The organism is Flavobacterium sp. OHVDL-2026-0007 (assembly GCF_059882335.1).
The window spans coordinates 3,960,816-3,980,434 of record NZ_CM187612.1; the positions used below are offsets into that span (position 1 = coordinate 3,960,816).

Below are 19,619 nucleotides of genomic sequence, written 5' to 3' on the forward strand. Positions count from 1 at the left end.
GCCCTAGCCGCGAAACTAAACATCCTTCCCATTGTCAGGATAGAAAAACTATCCCATTTAATAATATTCAAAAATACAAAATTTCATGAAGCATATAATTTCAGCATGCTTTTTTTTGTTCAGTTTGTCTGTGTTTTCCCAAAAAGTGAGGGTAACGGTAGATAAAACGATAACGCTAAAAGAATTGTTTAAACAAATTGAAAATCAAACAGACTTTAAATTTGCCTTTACAGATCAGATAGATACATCTCAAAAGTATTTTACTCAAAAGAATACGTATAATAATGTCGAAATTAAACAACTTATTAGTGAATTGAATAAGAGTAAGTTAATTCAGTTTTCGATTGTTGGAGATAATATTTTTGTAAAGCAAAAAGTTTCTAAAACACCTAAAAGAAAAAGCAAGCTAACGGGTCAGGTTCTTGACGATAGTAATGAGCCTATAATTGGCGCCAATGTTTATGTCAAAGAAGTTAAAACAGCTGTTGCAACGGATATAAATGGAATGTTTTCGTTAGATCTAGACAAAGGAACTTATACAGTTGCAATTAATTATATTGGGCTAAAGAATAAAGAAAGAGAGGTAGAAATTACCGATGATGTAAGGATCAATTTTATCATGGATTCTGACAGTCAGGTACTAGAGCAGGTAATTATCACCACAAGTAAGGCAGTTGATGTCAGGAATACTCAAATGAGCGTTAATAGGCTTTCAATGGCCGAGATTAAAAGATTGCCGACTGCAATGGGTGAGCCCGATCCTTTAAAATCATTATTGACTTTGCCGGGTGTTACTAATGCTGGAGAAGCCTCAGCTGGTTTTAATGTTCGTGGAGGTGCTGCAGATCAGAATTTGATTTTATTAGATGGCGCTCCAGTATATGGTGACTCGCATATGTTTGGGTTTTTCTCGATTTTTAATGCTGATGTCGTTAGCGGATTAGATTTATACAAAGGAGGAATTCCGTCTAAATTTGGAGGACGTATTTCTTCAGTTCTTGACGTAAGTCAGCAAACGGGGGATCTTACAGATTATAAAGTAAGTGGAGGTATTGGTCTTATATCGAGCCGACTTTTAGTACAGGGTCCTCTAAAAAAAGATGTTGGTTCGTTTATTATTGCTGGACGTGCTTCTTATGCACATTTATTTTTAAAGCTTACTGATATTAAGAGTACTGCAATGTTTTATGATATCAATTCTAAGTTTAATTATCGTTTGGGAGCAAATAATACAATTGCTTTTTCTGGATACATGGGAAATGATGTATTTGATATTAATAATCTTTTTGCCAGTACATTCGGAAATACTATGGCAACGCTAAGTTGGAAACATAAATTTTCAGATAATTTAAATACGAATCTTTCTGTTTTTTACAGTGATTATAAATTCAATCTGCAAATTCAATTTCAAAACTTTCAATGGGATAGTAAAATTACTAACTATGGGATTAAATATAACTGGAATCACATTATAACTGAAAAGTTTAAACTTAACTATGGTATTGATGGGTTATATTATGATTTTAATCCGGGAACGATACAGCCAAAGGGTCTTAATTCTCAATATAATTATAATCAATTAGATAAAAAATACGCTTTAGAAACTGCTGCATATCTTGATTTCGAACATCAAATTACAGAAAAGCTGAATCTTCGCTATGGACTTCGTTATAGTACGTTTTATCGTTTAGGCGACGAAAATATCAATACTTACCAAAACGGAGAAGCTGTAGTATACAATCCGTTATTTCATATTTATGAAAAAGGGACCCCAACAGGAAGTATTTCTTATGGAAAAGGAAAAACCATTAGTAATTATAATAATCCAGAGCCAAGATTAGCTTTATCATATGCTCTTAATGATGATAATTCTGTAAAGGCAAGTTACAACCGTATGGCACAATACATTCATATGTTGTCTAATACAAGGGCTCCGCTGCCAATGACAATCTGGACACCAAGTGGCCCTTTTACAAAACCACAACTGCTGGATCAATATGCGGTAGGGTATTTCAAAAATTTTAAAGAACGTGAGTATTCTTTTGAGGGAGAATTGTTTTATAAAAACATAAAAAATCGTATCGATTATATAGATGGCGCAGATCTATTAGGGAACAACAATATTGAACAGGTTATTCTGAATGGAAAAGCTAGATCATATGGTATGGAATTGTTGTTTAGAAAAAATACCGGTCGTTTTACCGGATGGGTATCTTATACTTTGTCAAAAGCAGAACAAAAAACGCCAGGTAGAACAGCCGAAGAACCGGGTATTGCAAATGGAGAATGGTATTTATCTGGATATGATAAATTACATAATTTGAATATTACTGGAAACTATGAACTCAATCCTAAATGGTCTTTTAATGCTAATTTTTCCTTACAGTCAGGACAGCCTGTAACATACCCAAATGGTTATTATGAATTTGGAGGAAAAAATGTGCCTAATTATACGTTGCGAAATGCAAATAGACTTCCAGCATATCATCATTTGGATATTGGTGCAACCTATACACCCAAACCGGACAAAAAGAAAGGATGGCAGAGCTATTGGGTATTTAGTATTTATAATATTTATAATAGGCAAAATGCAGCATCAATGATGTTTTCAACAAATGATAATACAGGAGTGAATGAATCTAGGCAGCTGTCTATTTACGGATTAGTACCAGGTGTTTCTTATAATTTTAAATTTTAATAATATGCGTAGATTAAGAACATATAATTTTAAACGGAAAAAAAATACTTTATTGAGTCTTCTTTTTGTTTTACTTTTTATATCCTGTGACAAGGTTGTTGATCTTGACTTAGAAACAGCAGATCCTAAAATAGTAATCGATGCTGAAATAATTTGGGAAAAAGGAACTAGTGGTAGCGAACAATCGATAAAAATTAGCAGAATAGCTCCCTATTACAGTGGTGATACACCAAAAGTTTCAGGGGCAAAAGTAAGAATTGAGAATGGTTCGGGAGCTATTTTTACATTCAATGAATCTGCACCGGGTTTATATGTCTGTAGTAATTTTGTTCCTGTAGTAAATATGGAATACAAATTATTTGTACAAGTTGACGGGCAAAGTTTAACGGCTAGTGAAAAATTAATTGCTGTGCCGCCAATTGACAGAGTAGAACAAGAACGTATGCCTGATATAACTGGACCGGATCTAAATGTTGTCGCTTTTTATTACAAAGACCCAATTAACGAGGCAAATTATTATCTGACAGATTATAGAAGTGATTTTCTGCTTTTTCCAGAATACGTATCAACTAATGATGAATTTATTAATGGGAATGAAATAAATGAAAAATTCGCAGATCCAGATTTGCAGCCTGGAAAAATTCTTGCTATAACACATCGGGGTATTTCTAAGAACTTTTTTCATTATATGAATTTAATTTTAGAAGTATCAAGTTCAAACCCTTTTGGAGCAACACCAGGTAATATCAGAGGTAATATTGTAAATACGACGGATGCTAATAATTTTGCTTTGGGCTATTTCAGGCTCTGCGAAGCAAATCGTATTTCGTATACAGTAAAGTAAGCGTTTAAATTGAGAGGCAGATTTGTAAGTGGATACAATATTTGTAATAGCAAAACAATAGGTTGTATATTCATAGCGCGTATCATGATATGTGATATGAACATACTAATGTAAATGGAATTGTGATTAGACCGGTTTTGTTGACTTTCGTGATATTATCACAAGTAATAATGAATCCCGACAAATTGAAGAGTTTTTTGTCGGGATACTTTTACTGTGACAAAAAAAGTCTAAGAACAAATTTCAAAATAGTAGATCCATCGTAGCTATTTATAAAATAGGTCTTTTGGAAAATCAGCCCAACCAATCATTCCGAATTAACGGCTTCTTGATGGGGCTGATTTTGCTCTCTGTTTCTTAATTATTCTTTGACAAGAATAATGACTCAATGATCGGGCCTTTTGTTTTAGGTGTGTTTTTACAAACCTGAAAAAGCCTTTGTACCTAAATATATTTTAAAATCTTTAATACGTCCATTGACATTGTCCTGGCGAGGTAAATATTTGATACCGCTGCAGTTTACAGATTCACCTAAATCAATCACCAGTTGATGAGGGTGTTTTGGTGATTTGTCTTTCCACTGCGTATGCCATATAGAGGTACTTTGTAGATCAAAAACATTATCTGCTTTTCCATCATCGCCATCGAGTTCTTCACTGTCAGCATATAGTACTTTCCATTTACTGCGAGGTAGTTCTTTACCGTTTTCGTCTATAAGATACAATTCGGCTATAGTGGCGTAAGGATCGTCTGCTTTTTGTGAACTTAAGCTTTCGATACAGAAATAGCGACCTTTAGTACTGTTGAATTTAACTGTTTGCCATTCAATTCCATTTGCGAAAGTACCGTTAGCTACAGGAACATTGTCTTTTAATTGAAGCGTTTGGTTTTCTTTTCTATGTTTTGCCGTGACGTGCTGTTTTGCTAATTCATCTAATTTAGGTAATGCCAATCCTGCTAAACTATTTTTTGTTGGGCCAATATAGTCTAGAATAATGATCTCATTGGCGCCTTTTTTCAACCAAGGAGCAGGAACGTACATGGTTTGAGTAGGACCAATATTCCAAAATCTGCCTATACAATGTCCGTTGATCCAAACAAGACCCTTACCCCAAGTGCTAACGTCTAAGAAAGTGTCTCCAACTTCTTTTACCATAAAGCTGCCTTTGTGATAAGCAGGCATCGTCGTTTTGCCAGACCTAAATTTCAAATATTTGGGTGCGCCATCATTGCTTAACGCAATAGGGGAGATTTTCCAATTTAGTAATTCAGTTGTTTTTCCACTTGCATCGCTAGTAAAGACACCTTCGGTTATTCCTTTTCGATCGTGCATCGCTTCTCCGTAATTCACACGCCCCATAGCTTCTACCAAAATATCTAAAACATCACCTTCTTTTGTGGCAGGTAATGCGCAACTATTTTCATTTTTTCTTCTATCAAGTGTGGCAATTTTTTGTCCATTTAAATAGACCAAAGCAAAGTCATGTACTTGTTTGATGTTTAAAGTTCTGGCCGTCGCTGCTGATAATTTTGTACGGTACAATATACTTCCGTATCCATAATCGTACTCTTCCATATTCCTCGGTTTTTCATCAGAAATAAAAGCGGGTAAGTTGGAGAATAGAGGAGCAATTGCAGTGGTGGAAAAAGCTGGGATTTTTATAACTGTTTTTCTGGCTGGTACCTCTGGTAAGGTTTCACCTTCTTGTAAGTACCCAGAGAAAAGTGTGCGTAAGGCATGGAATTTTGCAGTATCCCATCCTGCTTCGCTAATAGGTGCATCATAATCATAACTAGAAGTTTGTGGTAAATAAGGCGGACTATTGGCACCTGTCCACTGTCCAAAGGTGGTTCCCCCGTGAGCCATATAGATACTAAAGGATGCTTTATGATCTAGCATATAGCCAATTTCTTTTACAACATGATCAACAGTACCAGTATGATGCTTGGTTCCCCAAGAGTCAAACCAACCAGGATAATATTCTCCACACATTAAAGGTCCTTTAGGACGAATTTCACGTAGGGCTTTAAAACCAGCTTCAGGGTTACCTCCGAAATTGACCACACTAAAGATATCATCGCGTACGTCATTTTTTAATTGAGATGGTCCGTCACACGTAAAAAGAGGAACGTTGAAACCGGCCTCAACCAAATAATCTCTAACCTTACCGATATATTCTTTATCATTTCCATAAGAGCCATATTCATTCTCTACTTGGGTCATAATAATTGGTCCTCCATTGGTAACTTGTAGAGGGGCTAATACTCTTCCAACCTCCTTTAAGTAGATACGACAACGCTCTAAGTAGTACGCATCTTGAGTACGCAATTTGATATCTTTCTTTTTAAGTAACCACCACGGAAATCCTCCAAATTCCCATTCAGCACAGGCGTAAGGTCCAGGGCGTAAGATTACGAATAGACCTTCTTTTTGAGCCAATTTGCAAAATTCTGCTGCGTCGGCCATTCCTGACCAATTGAATTGTCCAGGTGTAGGTTCATGTAGGTTCCAAAATAAATAAGCACATACGGTATTTAACCCCATTGCTTTGGCCATTTTCAGGCGATGTACCCAATATTCTTTTGGGATACGTGCAAAATGCATTTCACCACATCTGATCACATAGGGTTTTCCGTTAACAAGAAAATCTTGCTCTCCAATTTTGAAATTTGTCGAAGGTATTATAGAGGAATTGGTAGCGACTGAGTTCTGTGCTAGTGCCTTTCCGACGACGAAAAGCAAGAGGAAAAGGGTAATGGTTTTTTTCATGGTTTTTATTTAAGTCTTGTTTAGTTTAATAGTAAAAGTGTTTACGAATAGCTTTATTTTCTTTAGAAGAAAATAAAAACCGAAAATTAGAGTATTTTAGTCAAAGTACATAACAGTACCTACCAGTTTGTTGTAGAGTCAAACTTGTTTAAAACTGTAAAAGTGAAAGTGATTACAAGAAAGGATAATTGAGTGTTTAATAGGATGATGGCATTGATCAAGTGTACTTACCGTGAGGGTTAAGAAAGGTAAAAAAGAAGAAGAAAGGAGGATTTTATTCTTCGTGAATTTTTTCGGTATCAATAGGATTGTTTTCGTGATACAATTTTTGTCCAATTATACCTTGGTCTCCCAAAGCACGACCTTTAATGAGCCAGGCAATGCCGAAAGCAAAAAGAGATAATGCCTCAAATAACAAAGTCGAGTAAGGGAATAATTTCAGTTGTCCCGCAATGGGAACCATAATAATAAAAAGTAAAATAGAATAGCCACAAAGCCTGTAGATGTTATTTTCGTTTAGTATACTGATAGGAGTTTTGGTTTGGGTTTGCTGACCAATTGTAAAAACATTTATGGCTAATAAAGCCAAGATCAAAAAGAATAGAGTAGCAAAACCATAGTGAAACCAACCCAGCCATTTTTCGGGATAGGGAATAAGGGTATAGATTTTAGCTGAAAAAGAATTGGGATTGGTCGGAATCAAGGCTGTACCCAAAGCCGTAATTCCGGCGATATTAGTCAGTAAATTGTCGTTTTTCCATATAGAGGTATTGCCGTAGCCTTTGTATCGGATTAGAAATAAGCCCACAGCACAAAGTGTTCCGGTAAAAATTTCTCTTAGATTAGTGTAGTAGTAATGACTTATAGAGGCTTGTACTTGAGTTTTGAAAAAGGCAATCAATGATAAACCTACTAAGAGAATCGGCAGGCTTATTCCTAAGTAGCCAATAGTGCGTCTGATTCTTCGATAAGTAAAAATATCATAGGGCACTGGTTTATTCTCTTTGCTGTCTCTTTTCGTAGCCATTTGGCATTATTTTTTAGAAAACAAATTTTCCACAACCCAAGCAGGGCCAATCATTAAAAACTGTAGATCTTTCAGAAAAGAAGGTTTTTTGCCCTCGATATTGTGTCCGTAGAATTGCCCAATCCAGGCCAGTATAAAAACACCGATGGAGAAAATCCATAAAGGCAGCACTTGTCCGATATAATAGTTGATCACCAAACAAAGGACCGAAAAAACAGCAATCTTAAAGGCCATAGTGACTGAAAGGCGGATGTAGAAAAAGAGTACAAAAAGTAATACAATAGCAGCCCAATTTTCGATAATTGGCATATTAAGATTTAGCATGTTGCTTATGAAAGTACTGGGAATACTCATTAATAATCCCACTATTGAAAAATAGATCGCTGGGACGCATACATAATGTATGGCTTTGTTTTTTGGGTTCTGATGACTTACTGCATATTCTTCAAACCACTGCTCTAAGGTTCTCATTTTTTTGGATTTAGGTTAACGTAAATCTAATGAAAATTCCTTTAGCTTGATCGATATCGAAAAAGATTAAATGTGTTAAGTGTCAAGTCTATAGTAGTTTATGTAATTGTGGCTTTGTCCGATTTTAAATTCAATAGACCATGGATTTCAAAATACTATTTTTGATTATAAGCAAAGACATTGTCCCATTGCTCGTCAATTTGGATTAGGGCCTTTTCTAATGAAATGACTTCCCATTTTTCATTAGTTTCTATACCAAGGCCAATGTTTTGTAATTTCAGTAAGGCATCTTTCACATCAAAATCAAGATTCGTATTGAGGTTTGTTGCAAACCAAGATTCAATTTGAGTGTCAAGTTCTTCGGCAGTTAATGGATTTTTACTTTTGTGTAAAAAGCTATACACTAGTATGGTTTCTTTTAAGATTTCTTCTTCAGAAGAGTTCAATAAGGAATAAAAGGCACCACTGTTATTTCCTAGATTTTTAAAGTATAGACTATCGGCTAGTATTTTAGCGTATTTAATTTTCTTGTTGATAAAGTTGCTGTATTGACGAAACAAGTAAAGCGATAAAATACCAAGGGCAATCAAACCTTGATTGAGAGAGGTTTTACTGTTTAACAAATCAATAGTTTCACCTGTTTGATAGGCATTATACATGCTGATTAATGCGGGAATCACCTTTGTACTAAGCAAGGAAACTCCACCAAAGATACCAGGCACCCAAAAGAATAGTTTGTCTGTAGAGGACATCCTGGGAATGGCATTTGGGAAGATGGTTTCGATATCATTTTTAGGGACACGCTTAAAGATTTTTAAAACTACAGTTCCGGGTTCAACAGGCATGGTCCCCAACTTTACTTTCTTTTCTTTTAGGAAATTAGTGTCGTTATAGTGCAGGTAGATTAGTACGCGATCGTAGTATTCTATTTCAACTTCTTTTTTCCAAAAGAAAAATTTAGTTACTTTTTCCTTGGCCTTTTGATGTCCACGAACGTAGAGTTCATAGTCTTTAAAAGCATTAAAGTCAATGGAGAGTTTTAAACCAATTAAATCAGAATCCTCAAAGGCTTTATGCAAGGTTTCGGGATCAATACGGCTGTAGTTACCTTGTCCTAAAACTTTAAGTAACGTTTTTTTGAAGACAGAGAAATCACTTTTGCCCATAAAACCCTCTCGCTCTTTCGAACTTAAATCAGGATCGAATAGGGCGTAATTTTGTTTTAGATTTCGGTTGAGATTAAAAGCTTCGTAGTGGAAATAATGTTCGATAATATCGAATAACTTTTTAAAGTCATCAACCTTTTTTTGGTCTTCAGAGAAAGTAGCTATTTGTTGTTCGAGTAAGAATTCCTTATTAAAGGGAATATAATGTTCTCGTGTCATTGAGTTTGGGGATTTTTTTCAAAGGTTTACAGCAGCAAAGTTACAACGGTTTTTGCTAAGGTTCAAGGATCTTTTGGAGGTGTTGGTATTTAGTAAGGAAGGGTTTTTGTTTTTCATGTCTTGAGCGATGTACGGTTCGAATCTGAAAACTGAAATTTGATATACCCAAAGTATTCACAATAAAAGTGAAGTTGTAGCATGAACCATTTCTGTTCACCTACCTTACCAAAAAAAGGATGACAATAGAACACAAAGTTCAGCAGGTGGAAGCATTATTTGATCGTCTTGAAATTGAAATTGCTACTTTTCAATCCCAGACAGCCCTATCTTGTAAGGCTGGTTGTGGTAAATGCTGTTCTACTCCAAGTATAGAAGCATCTCCTTTAGAGTTTTTGCCTTGGGCATTTCACTTATTTTTGAATGGCAAAGCCGAAGAAACCTTAGAGGAGCTAAGTAAAGTGACAACGACGAATTGTTTATTGTATCGACCGATCTCTGTTGTAGAACATTTTAGAGGGAGTTGTAGCAATTATCGTTACCGAGGACTAATCTGCCGCCTTTTTGGTTATGCTGCCAATACGGATAAATTGGGTAAACTGCGATTGGCCACTTGTAAAATTATAAAAGAGGAACAAGCGGAAAAGTTTCATGCCGCAGAAGTAGTAATCAATAAAGGTAACTATGTTCCTGTTTTTACGGATTACTATATGCAATTAGCGCAAATTGACCTTAGAATGGGCGTTATTTTGGTCCCCATCAATGAAGCGTTAAAAGTGGCTATCGAAGAAGTGTTGCATTATTATGCGTATCGACCATTTCCGGGTGGATTGGAGGATATTGCTTAAATTAATTCAGTTCCGCTTTTTTTAACTCAATTACTTTTTCATTGTACTGAATGAGATTGGCTCTTTCTAACGAAAACAAAGCGTTTTCCTCTTCGGTACTTAGATATAGGTCGGCTATACTCACAGCATCCATTTTGTTATGTACATAGTGATGTTCGGCATATTGCATTAAGTTGTCTAAAAAAACATCGCGATTTCTTCCTTTTTCAAGTGTTTCTTCATGACCTTCTTTTATTTTTTCCATTTCAGATTCTGGTAAATCGATAGTAAGGTAGGTATAGTCTACAGGAACCTTTGAAAGCATTTCTTTTGTAACTCTCCCAGAGCCGAAGCAATAGGCACAGGGTGCAGGTACCCATTTTAAAAGTTTGTTTAAACGTCGTATATCCTCTATATCAACAAAGGTTTTTCCTTGACATCTCGGACATTCTATGGTTAATTTTTTAAAGAGTGATTTAAAAATGGTCATTTTTCTAACAATTTATTTTGGCGATTAGTGGCTTGCTAATATAATTATTTATGTAAGAAAAATTGGTTTGTCAGGTGCTTTTTTTAAAGAAAAGTAATTGGACACTAGAAGGGTGGAGTTTAAGAAAGAAGTAAATTGTAGTTGGTAGTTTTTTTACTTTAGTATTTGTTTTTAGTTGTCTCCTTAGTAGGATGGCGAACGCATAATGAAGAAAGGTTTAATTCCGTTTACTAGCAATTATTTTTTAAATTTGTGACCTTATGAAAAAAGTGTACGCTCTCTTTGACTTTTCACAAAAGGTGAATTATAAAAATGAAATTTTAGCGGGTTTAACCGTAGCCATGACGATGATTCCAGAATCATTGTCTTTTGCTATTTTGGCTGGATTCCCTCCTCTGGTAGGTTTATATGCAGCCTTTATAGCAGGTTTAATTACCGCTATTTTTGGTGGTAGACCTGGAATGATTTCTGGTGGAGCAGGAGCAACCGTTATTGTTTTGATTGCCTTAATGAAATCGCATGGTATCGAATATGTTTTTGCTGCAGTAGCTCTCGGAGGTGTAGTACAAATAGCTATAGGGCTTTTTAAACTCGGGAAATTCATCAGATTGGTTCCCCAGCCCGTTATGTTTGGTTTTGTAAACGGATTAGCAGTTGTTATTTTCATGTCCCAGTTAGAACAGTTTAAAACGGTGGTGAATGGAGAAAGTGCATGGCTGCAAGGGAATCCATTATATATTATGTTGGGCTTAGTTTTACTGACCATCAGTATTGTTTTATTTTTTCCTAAAATTACAAAAGCAGTTCCAGCTTCTTTAGTTGCGATAATAGTGGTATTTGCCATTGTTTTGTTGTTCAATATTGAAACTAAAACAGTTCAGGACATTGCCTCGGTACAGGGTGGATTTCCTCCTTTTCATATTCCCAATATTCCTATTTCTTTTGAGACTTTAAAAGTGATTTTTCCGTATTCGATTATTGTTGCGGCTGTTGGTTTGACAGAAGGGTTGCTGACGCTAAATCTGGTCGATGAAATAACAGGAACAAGAGGGAATAGTAATAGAGAATGTATCGCTCAAGGAAGTTCCAATATTGTCAACGGTTTCTTTTTTGGAATGGGAGGTTGCCCAATGATCGCCCAAACTTTAGTGAATCTTTCAGCGGGTTCCAGAGCTCGACTGTCTGGAATAATTGCCTCGTTGACCATTTTATTGATCATACTTTTTGGAGCGCCTATTATTGGTCAATTACCTATGGCGGCCTTGGTGGGTGTGATGATGATGGTGGCTATAACTACTTTTGAATGGACTAGTTTTAAGATCATCAACAAGATGCCTAAGCATGATATTTTCGTCGGAATTTTGGTCGCTCTTATTACGATAGTATTACACAATTTAGCTTTAGCAGTACTCATTGGGGTGATTATTTCCGCTCTTGTTTTTGCGTGGGAAAGTGCCAAACGAATCCGCGCTAGGCATTTTATCGATGAAGCAGGTATCAAGCATTATGAGATTTATGGGCCATTATTTTTTGGTGCCATCAGTACTTTTATGGAGAAGTTTGATTGGCAAAATGACCCCGCTCATGTGATTATAGATTTTAAAGAAAGCCGTATAGCCGATATGTCAGCTATTGAAGCGCTACATAATTTGACTAAAAAATACAGTCAATTAAATAAAAGAATAGAGCTGCAGCATTTAAGTCCAGATTGCCGTTTACTACTTAAAAATGCGGATGCCGTGATTACAGTAAACATACTTGAAGATCCTACCTACAAAGTAGTACATTAATTTGAAGGTAGGTCAAGCATATAGATGGATAGCGTAGGTATCAGGATGCGCTAATGGATGGAGTAGTAAATGGGTTGGATTAATTAAGCATGTTTTTTACTTCACTTAGTTTTCCGTCCACGGGCTCAATTTGTAAACCTAATATATGAGCAATTAGTGGGTAAACCGAAACATTTTGAAAGGATCTCACTTCTTTGTCTACTTTAAAGGCTGGGCCTTTAGCATAAAAGATAGCTTGCATGTCTTTTCGTCTATTGTCATAACCGTGAGTGCCACCTTTTATAGTTTGAGATTTTTTGCTCACCAAACTGTAGCCTTTTTTAGCTTCAATAACGAAATCATGGACTCTGGGATTGCTACCATAATGCAATCGTTTAGGAACTTGGTTGGACTTCCAGAATTTAATATGCGGTACTTTTTTTAAAGCAAGGGCTATGGAATCGTGGTAACCTGCTTTGGCTTGTAGACTCATAATGGGGTTGATAACGGCTTTATAATCCAACCATTCCGGTTTAAGATAATCCAGAATGGCTACTTTTTTATCATTGCTAATGGCTGCCATTCCGTGATCCGAAACTATAATTAAATTGATTTTTTTTCCAATGGCTAATTGATCTAGTTTGGTAGCTAATTGGCCCATAATGGTATCCATTTTTTGGATTATTTTTTTGTTTTCATCAGAAAGTGGACCAAAACCATGACCAGTATGATCTGGTTCATCAAAATATAAAGTGATCAAATGTGGGCGTTCTTTTTCAGGAAGTTGCAGCCATTTTAGCACCGTGTCAATTCGGGTTTCGTAGGGGATTTTAGCATCGTAATTTTTGTAATAGCTAGGCCTTCTTTTATCAAGATCAGATCCTGGCCAGTAAAAAGAGGCTGTTTTTATTCCTTGTTGTTCGGCCACATTCCAAATAGGATTTCCCCCATAGAAGCGGGAATCATTTTTCGCAGTTGTAGACAATGAAAAAGATTCGTTTAAAGTAGCATCATAAAAAACATTGTTGATTATACCATGATGATCCGGATAGAGACCAGTGACGATCGAGTAATGATTTGGAAAAGTTTTAGTAGGGTAGGAAGGGCGCATTGCTTTGGCGTGAACTCCTTCTTTGGCAATTTGATTGAGATTTTTCAATTTAAAATGTTTGGCGTAATCCCAACGAAATCCATCCATGGAAACTAATACAACATAGGTGTCTTTGCCAGATTGAGCATATAAAATGGAGCTAAGGAGATAGCAACTTACCGCTATTAATTGAATAAAATGTTTTCTCATTTTGTAGTTTTAATATAGGGTAAAGGTATTGATAAGCGGGCTTAATAGGAAAAAGAGAATGTTAAACTACGGTCTTTTTTAGGTAAAAAGAGCAATGGGATAACAAAAAAAACGCCAGATAGAATGTTCTATCTGGCGCTATAATGTAAGAAGGTAAGAACGATTACATCATTCCTGGCATACCGCCACCCATTGGCATACCGCCGCCGTTATCTTCTTTAATATCAATTAAGGCACACTCAGTAGTTAAGATCATTCCAGCTACAGAAGCTGCATTTTCTAAGGCTACACGAGTTACTTTTTTAGGATCAATAATACCAGCTTTAAGCATGTCTACATATTCATCTGTTTTGGCATTGTATCCAAAATCACCTGAACCTTCAGCTACTTTAGCGACTACTACAGAACCTTCAAGACCTGCATTCTCAACAATTGTTCTCAATGGAGATTCAATAGCACGAGATACAATCTGAATTCCAGTTGCTTCATCTGCATTGTCTGCTTTAATACCTGCTAGAGCTGCTTTTGCTCTAAGCAAAGCAACACCACCACCAGCAACAATTCCTTCTTCAACAGCAGCACGCGTAGCATGTAATGCATCGTCAACTCTGTCTTTTTTCTCTTTCATTTCAACTTCAGAGGCTGCACCAACGTAAAGAACAGCAACACCACCAGCTAATTTAGCCAAACGTTCTTGCAATTTTTCTTTATCGTAATCAGAAGTTGTCGTTTCCATCTGACCTTTAATTTGGTTTACACGATTTTTGATCATGTCAGCATCACCAGCTCCACTTACAAGAGTTGTATTGTCTTTATCGATAGAAACTCTTTTTGCAGTTCCTAACATTTCAATTGTAGTGTTTTCTAACGTATATCCTCTTTCTTCTGAGATAACAGTTCCACCAGTTAAAATAGCGATATCTTCCAACATTGCTTTTCTTCTGTCACCAAAACCAGGTGCTTTTACAGCAGCGATTTTCAAGGCTCCACGTAATTTGTTTACCACTAAAGTAGATAAAGCTTCACCATCAACATCTTCAGCAATAATCAATAATGGTTTTCCTGATTGAGCTACAGGCTCTAAAACAGGTAACAATTCTTTTAAAGAAGATACTTTTTTGTCGTACAATAAGATATATGGACTGTCTAATTCAACTTCCATTTTCTCTGGATTGGTTACAAAGTAAGGAGAAAGATATCCTCTGTCAAATTGCATACCTTCAACAACATCTACGAAAGTATCTGTTCCTTTAGCTTCTTCAACAGTAATTACTCCTTCTTTTCCAACTTTAGCAAAAGCCGTAGCGATTAGTTCTCCAATCACTTCGTCGTTATTGGCAGAGATAGAGGCAATTTGTTTGATTTTATCAGAATCGCTTCCTACTACTTTGGCTTGTTTAGCTAAGTCAGCAACGATCGCTTCAACAGCTTTATCGATACCACGTTTCAAATCCATTGGGTTGGCTCCAGCAGCTACGTTTTTCAAACCTTCTTTTACGATTGCTTGAGCTAAAACGGTAGCAGTTGTAGTTCCATCACCAGCTAAATCGTTAGTTTTTGAAGCTACTTCTTTAACCATTTGAGCACCCATGTTTTCTAATGGGTCTTTTAATTCGATTTCTTTTGCAACAGAAACTCCATCTTTAGTAACAGTTGGTCCACCAAATGATTTTCCAATAATTACATTACGACCTTTAGGTCCTAGAGTTACTTTTACAGCATTTGCTAATGCATCAACACCACGTTTTAATCCGTCACGTGCTTCAATATCAAATTTTATATCTTTTGCCATTTCTTTTAATTTTGTTTAAAGTTTTATTTGTTTCAAGTTACCGCAGTTAGAACACGCAGCACTTAAGACTTATTATTTTTAGATGATTGCTAAGATGTCATCTTCGCGCATAATCAAATAATCAGTTCCTTCAAGTTTCAATTCTGTTCCAGCATATTTACCATAAAGGACAGTATCACCTACTTTTACGGTCATTGTGTGATCTTTAGATCCATTTCCTACTGCTACAACAGTTCCTTTTTGTGGTTTCTCTTTGGCAGTATCTGGAATAAAAATCCCTGACGCAGTTTTAGTCTCAGCTGCAACAGGCTCAATAAGTACGCGGTCTGAAAGCGGTTTAATGTTTAAAGTCATGATTTTATATTATTATAGGTTATACTTTTTAATGTGCAAAGTAACTTTCAGAAATTATGCCATGCTCTTAAAACTGACATTATTTCTTAAAAAAAATGCCAGCTTTGACAGGCTGGCATCTTAATCTTATATCAAAAATTATTATTTTGCTGCAGGAGCAGGTGTTTGTTGTACAGGAGCTGCTGGCGTAGTAGCAGGAGCTGTTGTTTTTTCAATAATTTTAGAGTCAGTATCACTTAATGATCCTGTAAAACTTAAACTAGAAAGCAACACTAAAGCAATCAAAATAGTAGCTAACGTCCAAGTACTTTTGTCAAGGAAGTCTGTTGTTTTTTGTACTCCACCTAACATTTGAGTTCCGCTAATTGTAGAAGATAATCCTCCTCCTTTAGGGTTTTGTACCATGATTACTACGATCAATAGAAAGCAAACTATTGTGATTAAAACTAAGAAAATTGAAAATGTGCTCATTGTTTAATTATTATTGTTATTTTGTTGTAAAATCTTTATATCCGATATGCGGTCTGCAAAGAAACTAATTTTTTCTGGATATTTCAAAATTAATATCTCATATGCTTGTATTGCTTTTGTATATTTTTTTTGTTCTAAATATACTCTTGCCAAAGTCTCGGTCATTAAGTAAGAATTCTCTTCTTTGTTTGATTCAAATTGCACTGCAGGAGTACTTGAGACTTGTTTTACCGGAGAAATTTTAGGGTTTGTTTCAATGAATTTATCAATTAATTCTGCCTTTTTCTTTTTCTCAGGGTCCACTATTTCTTTTTCAATTGTAGTGGTAGCGACCGTTTTTATGCTGATTTCAGGAGTTCTTTCTACCGCTGTTGTCTCGTCTGTATCTTCTTCAGTTCGGTCAATTGGCTCGGTTCTCGCGAGCTGTAACCATTCTTGAAACGAATGTTTTTCATTAACGGAAAAGTCAAGCGGTTTTCCAATTTCTAGGTTTTCTTCCGCAATTTTTACCGGTTCCTCAGGAGCTTTTATAGGCTCTTCGAAACGTACTGTTGCAGCTTCTTTGATCGAATTAAGTATGGATTGTTCGATAGGATCAACGCGAACCTCGGGAACTTCATCTACTATTTCTTCAAAAAAGGTTCGAGTGGCTTCTTTTGGTGGACTGGTAACCAATGTCTCGATGATTGGGTCCGTTTGAGTCGGCTCAATTTTTGCAGGCTCTTCAAAAGAAACGGTTGATGTTTCTTTGATAGAAGTTAAAAGGGATTGCTCAATAATAGGATCAATTGGTTGCTCTTCTATTTTCGCAGGCTTCTCAAATGTAACCGTTGTGGCTTCTTTGATAGAAGTTAAAAGGGATTGCTCAATAATAGGATCAATTGGTCGCTCTTCTATTTTCGCAGGCTTCTCAAATGTAACCGTTGTGGCTTCTTTAATAGAGTCCAAAATAGATTGCTCAATTGGATCAATGCGGACCTCAGTTGCTTTTTTGATCTCCTCAAACGAAACAATCTCACTGTCGAAGACTTTAATCTCTAAAAGGTCCCTAAGTTTTCGATCGTAAAAATCATTTTGTATAGAAGTAAAAGTTTCAGAGGTAATAAAATCAAATAAAACAGTACGATCCGTTGTATGTGCAGCTGTAACTTTTAAGGCATAATTATACTTAAAACTGTTTTGATTGTAAAGCCCTTTTAATCGCAATGCTCGTGCACTTTGAAAATACGGAAATTCATTCAAAACACTTCCTAAAGCGTCCACTTGCTTTTCTGTGATAGCATCGGGTTTGTTTATTAGGTAGGTATAATCAGTTACATTCATTTTTTATTCTTGTTTAATCATTTTGTTTTAATTGTTTAACCATTTGTAAAATCGACTAAACGATTACATAAAACAATATTTTTACCATTTCGCTAATGACTCATTGAAGATGTCTTGGGTAATCCTGTCGTAAATTTCTTTAATTGCAGCATTTAATGCTGAACCTACAAGTTGATCTCGCGCTGGATAGTCTTTGTAGAATTCAAATGTTCTTTCGAAGTCGTCAGATTCTTTCTTTTTATTGGTAAATCTCACATTGATACGAATAGTCAGGCGGTTTTGTGCGGCTTGTTGATCAGCTGTTGCAGTCATTGGTGTGGTTCTGTAATCAACGATCTCTCCTTCATACACTAAATCACCACCAGTAGTTACTAAGTTTAGGTTGGTTTGATTCTGGATCAAATCTTGTAAAGCTAAGGTGAAATCTCTGTCGATCCCTGGCTCGATCAAATCAGCATTGTTTTGAAAAAAGTTGACTTGAAAAGTTTTGGCATCGATCTTTCCTGTTCCTGTAAAGTTATAAACAGAACAACCGCTTAACATAAAGAGGCTTAAGAGTGTTAGTATTGAATATATTTTTTTCATAAAGGGCTGTAGTATGCTTGTTGTTTTAAATTGTAATTTCAACTGCTTAAAATGTGATCTTCAAAAGTGAAAGCCTATTTTTTTTCAAATATAGTAATTCGTATTTTTTTTTGGTCAATTAAGAGTTAGCTTGAAATTTGTAATCTGTTTTTTTAAAGGTCAAATTGCTTGATTTTTCGGTATAACGTTCGTTCTGAAATACCTAGTTCGTCTGCGGCTGCTTTTCTTTTTCCTTTGTTTTTCTCTAATGATTTTTTGATCATTTCGATTTCTTTTTGTTCTAAACGTAAGACCTCTTCTTCTTCAATTGTTTCAGCGAACAAATAATTATCGTCTTGTATTTGATAATTATCCTCACGAGCTGCAGGAGTCATTACGGCTGTTCTAGGTTCTTCTTCAAAATCAATTTCACTATCGTTTTCCGGAGAGCCGTATATTTTTTTGATTAAATGTTTATTGGCTTCCTGAACATTAGCACTGCCATTTTGAATGAGCTCTAGTGTTAGTTTTTTAAGATCGTGCAAATCACTTTTCATATCGAAAAGTACTTTATATAAGATCTCTCTTTCGGTATTAAAGTCGCTGTCGTTCTTCTTGTCTTTAATTACCGATGGTAAATTTGTTCCTTCAGTAGGCAAGTAGGACTGTAAGGTCGCCAGCGTAATATCGCGATTGGTCTCTAAGACCGAAATTTGCTCGGCTACATTTCGCAATTGACGAATGTTTCCGTTCCATCTAAACTTTTGTAACAGCTGAACAGCGTCATCATCTAGTTTAAGTGGGGGCATTTTGTATTTATGTGCAAAATCCGATACAAATTTTCTAAACAATAAATGGATATCCTCTTTTCTTTCGCGTAATGGAGGTAAAGTGATCTCAACAGTGCTCAAACGATAATACAAATCTTCACGAAACTTCCCTTTCTCGATAGCATTGAATAAGTTGACATTGGTTGCCGCTACAATTCGTACGTTTGTTTTTTGAACCTGTGAAGAACCCACTTTTATAAATTCACCATTTTCAAGCACACGAAGTAAACGTACCTGTGTGGTTAAAGGCAGTTCGCCCACTTCATCTAGGAAAATAGTTCCGCCATCGGCTACTTCAAAATAGCCTTCACGCGTACTGGTTGCACCTGTAAAAGCCCCTTTTTCGTGGCCAAAAAGTTCACTGTCAATAGTTCCTTCTGGGATAGCACCACAGTTTACGGCAATATATTTACCATGCTTTCTGTGGGAAAGCGAATGTATGATTTTTGGAATGCTTTCTTTACCAACACCACTCTCACCAGTAACCATTACCGAAATATCAGTAGGAGCAACCTGAATCGCTTTTTCTATGGCGCGATTTAGTTTTGGATCATTTCCAATAATTTCAAATCGTTGTTTTATTGCTTGAACTGTTTCCATGTATAATTTTGTTTCAAGTTTTTAGTAGTTTTAAGTTTTAGATTAAAACTTAAAGCGTAGCCTTTTTAAACTCAGTGCATGTATTTTTTTGTTTCCCGTTTTTTGTT

16 protein-coding genes are annotated in these 19,619 nt (G+C 35.9%); 4 read left to right on the top strand and 12 right to left on the bottom strand.

The window, feature by feature from the left end; translation table 11 throughout:
• Nucleotides 1–85 precede the first annotated feature (85 nt).
• Nucleotides 86–2,698 carry a TonB-dependent receptor gene (locus tag AC51AA_RS16340; RefSeq protein WP_500703281.1) on the top strand — a complete coding sequence of 871 codons (2,613 nt, stop codon included), beginning with the start codon at nt 86–88 and terminating at the stop codon, nt 2,696–2,698.
• A 4-nt stretch (nt 2,699–2,702) separates the two neighbouring features.
• Nucleotides 2,703–3,542: a DUF4249 domain-containing protein gene (locus tag AC51AA_RS16345; RefSeq protein ID WP_500703282.1), complete on the top strand. Its 840-nt coding sequence runs from the start codon at nt 2,703–2,705 to the stop codon at nt 3,540–3,542.
• A 418-nt stretch (nt 3,543–3,960) separates the two neighbouring features.
• Here AC51AA_RS16345 and AC51AA_RS16350 read toward each other — a convergent pair whose 3' ends face one another.
• The 4 genes from AC51AA_RS16350 to AC51AA_RS16365 form a co-directional block, all read right to left on the bottom strand.
• Nucleotides 3,961–6,312 (bottom strand): beta-galactosidase, encoded by a 2,352-nt coding sequence (locus AC51AA_RS16350; RefSeq protein ID WP_500703283.1) that lies wholly within the window; start codon nt 6,310–6,312, stop codon nt 3,961–3,963.
• Between the two features lie 274 nt (nt 6,313–6,586).
• Nucleotides 6,587–7,339, bottom strand: coding sequence for a hypothetical protein (locus AC51AA_RS16355; protein WP_500703284.1), 753 nt, complete (start codon nt 7,337–7,339; stop codon nt 6,587–6,589).
• 6 nt (nt 7,340–7,345) lie between these two features.
• On the bottom strand, nt 7,346–7,810 hold the full coding sequence (locus AC51AA_RS16360; RefSeq protein ID WP_500703285.1) for an Mpo1 family 2-hydroxy fatty acid dioxygenase: 465 nt from the start codon (nt 7,808–7,810) through the stop codon (nt 7,346–7,348).
• A 155-nt stretch (nt 7,811–7,965) separates the two neighbouring features.
• The gene (locus AC51AA_RS16365) at nt 7,966–9,195 is read right to left on the bottom strand and encodes a TMEM143 family protein (protein WP_500703286.1); all 1,230 of its coding nucleotides are present in this window, start codon (nt 9,193–9,195) and stop codon (nt 7,966–7,968) included.
• Nucleotides 9,196–9,431: 236 nt separating this feature from the next.
• Between AC51AA_RS16365 and AC51AA_RS16370 the strand changes: the two genes are divergently transcribed.
• On the top strand, nt 9,432–10,040 hold the full coding sequence (locus tag AC51AA_RS16370; protein ID WP_500703287.1) for a YkgJ family cysteine cluster protein: 609 nt from the start codon (nt 9,432–9,434) through the stop codon (nt 10,038–10,040).
• A 1-nt stretch (nt 10,041) separates the two neighbouring features.
• On the opposite strand, the gene AC51AA_RS16375 is transcribed toward AC51AA_RS16370, so the two are convergent.
• Nucleotides 10,042–10,509: a hypothetical protein gene (locus tag AC51AA_RS16375; protein WP_500703288.1), complete on the bottom strand. Its 468-nt coding sequence runs from the start codon at nt 10,507–10,509 to the stop codon at nt 10,042–10,044.
• Nucleotides 10,510–10,769: 260 nt separating this feature from the next.
• Here AC51AA_RS16375 and AC51AA_RS16380 point away from each other — a divergent pair, with 260 nt between their 5' ends.
• On the top strand, nt 10,770–12,299 hold the full coding sequence (locus tag AC51AA_RS16380; protein ID WP_500703289.1) for a SulP family inorganic anion transporter: 1,530 nt from the start codon (nt 10,770–10,772) through the stop codon (nt 12,297–12,299).
• Nucleotides 12,300–12,378: 79 nt separating this feature from the next.
• On the opposite strand, the gene AC51AA_RS16385 is transcribed toward AC51AA_RS16380, so the two are convergent.
• The 7 genes from AC51AA_RS16385 to AC51AA_RS16415 form a co-directional block, all read right to left on the bottom strand.
• A complete protein-coding gene (locus AC51AA_RS16385) occupies nt 12,379–13,578 on the bottom strand; it encodes an alkaline phosphatase family protein (protein ID WP_500703290.1) in 1,200 nt (399 codons plus the stop codon).
• A gap of 163 nt (nt 13,579–13,741) precedes the next feature.
• Complete coding sequence (gene groL, locus AC51AA_RS16390; protein ID WP_500703291.1) at nt 13,742–15,370, bottom strand: chaperonin GroEL; 1,629 nt, start codon at nt 15,368–15,370, stop codon at nt 13,742–13,744.
• A 78-nt stretch (nt 15,371–15,448) separates the two neighbouring features.
• Nucleotides 15,449–15,724, bottom strand: a complete 276-nt coding sequence (locus tag AC51AA_RS16395) for a co-chaperone GroES (RefSeq protein WP_007806577.1) — start codon at nt 15,722–15,724, stop codon at nt 15,449–15,451.
• A gap of 141 nt (nt 15,725–15,865) precedes the next feature.
• Nucleotides 15,866–16,195, bottom strand: a complete 330-nt coding sequence (gene secG / locus AC51AA_RS16400; protein WP_500703292.1) for a preprotein translocase subunit SecG — start codon at nt 16,193–16,195, stop codon at nt 15,866–15,868.
• Nucleotides 16,196–16,198: 3 nt separating this feature from the next.
• Nucleotides 16,199–17,518, bottom strand: a complete 1,320-nt coding sequence (locus AC51AA_RS16405) for a tetratricopeptide repeat protein (RefSeq protein ID WP_500703293.1) — start codon at nt 17,516–17,518, stop codon at nt 16,199–16,201.
• Nucleotides 17,519–17,599: 81 nt separating this feature from the next.
• Nucleotides 17,600–18,103 carry an LptE family protein gene (locus AC51AA_RS16410; RefSeq protein ID WP_500703294.1) on the bottom strand — a complete coding sequence of 168 codons (504 nt, stop codon included), beginning with the start codon at nt 18,101–18,103 and terminating at the stop codon, nt 17,600–17,602.
• A gap of 152 nt (nt 18,104–18,255) precedes the next feature.
• On the bottom strand, nt 18,256–19,512 hold the full coding sequence (locus AC51AA_RS16415) for a sigma-54 interaction domain-containing protein (protein ID WP_500703295.1): 1,257 nt from the start codon (nt 19,510–19,512) through the stop codon (nt 18,256–18,258).
• Nucleotides 19,513–19,619: the final 107 nt, after the last annotated feature.

Bases quoted from the DNA above. Each gene is read 5' to 3' on its own strand.
- AC51AA_RS16340 (WP_500703281.1), top strand. From the start codon at position 86: ATGAAGCATATAATTTCAGCATGCTTTTTTTTGTTCAGTTTGTCTGTG.
- AC51AA_RS16345 (WP_500703282.1), top strand. From the start codon at position 2,703: ATGCGTAGATTAAGAACATATAATTTTAAACGGAAAAAAAATACTTTA.
- AC51AA_RS16350 (WP_500703283.1), bottom strand. From the start codon at position 6,312: ATGAAAAAAACCATTACCCTTTTCCTCTTGCTTTTCGTCGTCGGAAAG.
- AC51AA_RS16355 (WP_500703284.1), bottom strand. From the start codon at position 7,339: ATGGCTACGAAAAGAGACAGCAAAGAGAATAAACCAGTGCCCTATGAT.
- AC51AA_RS16360 (WP_500703285.1), bottom strand. From the start codon at position 7,810: ATGAGAACCTTAGAGCAGTGGTTTGAAGAATATGCAGTAAGTCATCAG.
- AC51AA_RS16365 (WP_500703286.1), bottom strand. From the start codon at position 9,195: ATGACACGAGAACATTATATTCCCTTTAATAAGGAATTCTTACTCGAA.
- AC51AA_RS16370 (WP_500703287.1), top strand. From the start codon at position 9,432: ATGACAATAGAACACAAAGTTCAGCAGGTGGAAGCATTATTTGATCGT.
- AC51AA_RS16375 (WP_500703288.1), bottom strand. From the start codon at position 10,509: ATGACCATTTTTAAATCACTCTTTAAAAAATTAACCATAGAATGTCCG.
- AC51AA_RS16380 (WP_500703289.1), top strand. From the start codon at position 10,770: ATGAAAAAAGTGTACGCTCTCTTTGACTTTTCACAAAAGGTGAATTAT.
- AC51AA_RS16385 (WP_500703290.1), bottom strand. From the start codon at position 13,578: ATGAGAAAACATTTTATTCAATTAATAGCGGTAAGTTGCTATCTCCTT.
- groL (WP_500703291.1), bottom strand. From the start codon at position 15,370: ATGGCAAAAGATATAAAATTTGATATTGAAGCACGTGACGGATTAAAA.
- AC51AA_RS16395 (WP_007806577.1), bottom strand. From the start codon at position 15,724: ATGACTTTAAACATTAAACCGCTTTCAGACCGCGTACTTATTGAGCCT.
- secG (WP_500703292.1), bottom strand. From the start codon at position 16,195: ATGAGCACATTTTCAATTTTCTTAGTTTTAATCACAATAGTTTGCTTT.
- AC51AA_RS16405 (WP_500703293.1), bottom strand. From the start codon at position 17,518: ATGAATGTAACTGATTATACCTACCTAATAAACAAACCCGATGCTATC.
- AC51AA_RS16410 (WP_500703294.1), bottom strand. From the start codon at position 18,103: ATGAAAAAAATATATTCAATACTAACACTCTTAAGCCTCTTTATGTTA.
- AC51AA_RS16415 (WP_500703295.1), bottom strand. From the start codon at position 19,512: ATGGAAACAGTTCAAGCAATAAAACAACGATTTGAAATTATTGGAAAT.